Source organism: uncultured Ralstonia sp. (assembly GCA_913056305.1).
In the GTDB taxonomy this organism is placed as follows: domain Bacteria; phylum Pseudomonadota; class Gammaproteobacteria; order Burkholderiales; family Burkholderiaceae; genus Ralstonia.
On record CAJXMR010000374.1, the window covers coordinates 1 to 2689 of the forward strand.

General features: G+C 68.2%; 2 protein-coding genes. Both read right to left on the reverse strand.

Annotation, left to right across the window (positions count from 1 at the left end; all coding sequences use genetic code 11):
* A partial coding sequence (locus QZ609_RS26205; RefSeq protein ID WP_295501345.1) for a FimV/HubP family polar landmark protein occupies positions 1-1831 on the reverse strand: 1831 nt, incomplete at its 3' end.
* Between the two features lie 391 nt (positions 1832-2222).
* The coding region (locus QZ609_RS26210; protein WP_295501348.1) for an aspartate-semialdehyde dehydrogenase at positions 2223-2689 on the reverse strand (467 nt) is incomplete at its 5' end.

Genomic DNA, 2689 nt, shown 5'->3' on the forward strand with positions numbered 1-2689 from the left:
CGCCGCCGATGCGGAAATCCGCACCGAACACGCTGTGCTGCGAGGTGTCGACGCTCTGGCCGCCGGCGGCGCCGAACAGCGAGTTGGCGCCCGCCATCACAGTGCTTTCCTGCGACAGCAGGCTGTCCTGGAAGCCATGCGCCTGTTGCGCCGGCTTCTGCTGGCGACGGCGCACCACCGCCCAGCCGCCCAGCGCAGCGATCAACAGACCGCCCAGGCCCAGGGCCATGGGGTTGCCCAGCAGCGACGAGAAGATCGATTCCTCCGCGATCGGCTGCGGCGGGGTCACCACCACGGGCGCCTTCTTCGGCGCAGCCGCCGGAGCGGAGGCCGCTGCCACCGGCGCGCTGGCTGCGGCTTCCGGCGCAGAGGCCGCTGCCACCGGCGCCGAAGCGCCAGCCGCAGCCGTGGTCGACGACGCCGAAGCGGCGGCCGTGTCGGATGCAGCGGCTGCTGCAGCAGCCGGTTGCGGTTGCGTTTGGGCTTGCGTGGCCGGAGCCGCCGACGAGGTCGCAGCGGCGGCCGGTGCCTGCGCGTTGGCTGCCGTTACGGCCGGCGCCGCCGTCGACGGTGCAGCGCCCGCGGCCGGCTTGGCGGTGTTGGCCGCCTTGGCCAGCTCGGCGTTCTTCAGCTCCACCAGGCGCTGCATGTCGGAGAGGTTCTTCTCCAGCTGCGCCACGCGCGATTCCATTTCCTTGAGCGCACGCTCCTTGGCGACCAGCTCCTCATCGCGGGCAGCTGCGGCGCCAGCCTTGCCGGTGCGGTCGGCCTTGGACAGGCGCAGCTCGTCGCGGCCGCTGGCAACCGGCGTAGCCTGGTCCTGCACGTGGGCAGCGACGCTGCCGCTCTGCTGGCGGGCGGTGTCCGTGTCGGTGGCGGCATTGGCTTCGGCAGCCGTTGCCAAGCGATTGCGGTAGCCGGCAAAGCCGGAGGTCTGCGCGACCACCTCGCGGCGCGCTTCACGCGCCGGCACCTTCTGTGCATCGGCCTGCGAGGGCACCTTCAGCACCGAGCCGGTGCGCAGGCGGTTGATATTGCCGCCGATGAAAGCATTCGGGTTGTTGCGATACAGCGCGAGCAGCATCTGGTCCAGCGACACGCTGTCCTGGCCTTGCGAAGCCGTCGACGCGACGTCGTACAGGCTGTCGCCGCGCTGCACGGTATACGTGCCGCCCGGCGTGGCATCCGGCGCCGCAGCGGTGGCCGCCGGTGCGGCTTGCTGCGGGCGGGCTGCCTGGTGCGCCGGACGAGCCTGGCGCGCCGGAGCGGGCGCAGCCGCCTGGACCTGCGGCGCAGGCGCAGCAGCCGCCGGAGCCGGTGCGGATTCCGCAGCGCCCGGCGTCGTGGCCTGCACGACCGGCGTCGGCGCGAAATTCTGGGCGGTGTTGCTGGAACCCACCGGGTCCAGCAGGAAGGTATAGGCGCGCGACACGTGGCCACTTGCCCAGGTCAGATCGACCAGGATATCGACGAACGGCTCGGCGACGGCCTGGGTGGAACGCACGCGCACCACATAGTTGCCGTCGGGCTGACGCACCAGGGAGGCACGCAGCGAGGAGACGATCGGGTTATACGTCAGGCCGGCGCGCGTGTAAGCGTCCGGCGATGCCAGTTTGGCGACCAGGTTCTGCGCTTCGTCAGCGCTCACGCCGGTCAGTTCGATGTCGGCCTGCAGCGGTTGACCCAGGCTCGAACGCACGTGCAAGGCGCCGAAACCGGCCGCATGCGCTGCGGGCTGGATCAGCAGCAGGCTCGCGGCGGCGACCGCGACGGCCGACCAGCGAGGACTGCGATGGGACGATTCTCTCCGGCGGTATTGGCTCACCCTCACCTTCGACTCCGTTATCTTTTAATGTGCAAACGAACTTAGCATCAACGAGTTAGCGCAGCAAGCTCACGTAAAACGTGAGATGCCAAAGACTCGACCCCAACGTCGATTTCAATCAAAACGACACAATTGGCGGTGTTCTGAAGCGCCCGGCGTACCCCCCGGAGTGCGAACGCTTCAATGTGGCGCTAACTCCTCCCCGTTGCTCGTCCACCCCACTAATGGGCGGACGGCGTTCCGGCCGCTATTGTGTACCAACGTTACAGTTCGTGGGCATTCAGATGGCACAACGCCGCGCAGGCCGCGCGGCGTTGGAGCAAAAAGCGCACTTTTTGTTGTCAGGCCGCAACGACAATCGTCGCAGCCTGACTTTGCACCGAATGCAATGCTGGAATCACTTGTCCAGCAGGATGCGCAACATGCGGCGCAGCGGCTCGGCGGCGCCCCACAGGAGCTGGTCGCCGATCACGAAGGCGCTCACGTATTCCGGCCCCATGTTCAGCTTGCGCACGCGGCCCACGCCGATGTCCAGACCGCCGGTGATGGCGGCCGGCGTCAGTTCCTGCTCGGTGATGCTGCGCTCGTTCGGCACCCACTTCACCCACGGGTTGCCCGAGCGGATGATCTGCTCGATTTCTTCGAGCGGCAGGTCGCGCTTGAGCTTGAGCGTCAGGCCCAGGCTGTGGCAGCGCATCGCGCCGATGCGCACGCACAGGCCGTCCACCGGAATCGCCTGCGCCGTGCCCAGGATCTTGTTGACCTCGGCCTGGCCCTTCCACTCTTCCTTGGACTGGCCGTTGTCGAGTTGCTTGTCGATCCAGGGGATCAGGCCACCGGCCAGCGGTGCCGGGAAGTACTCGG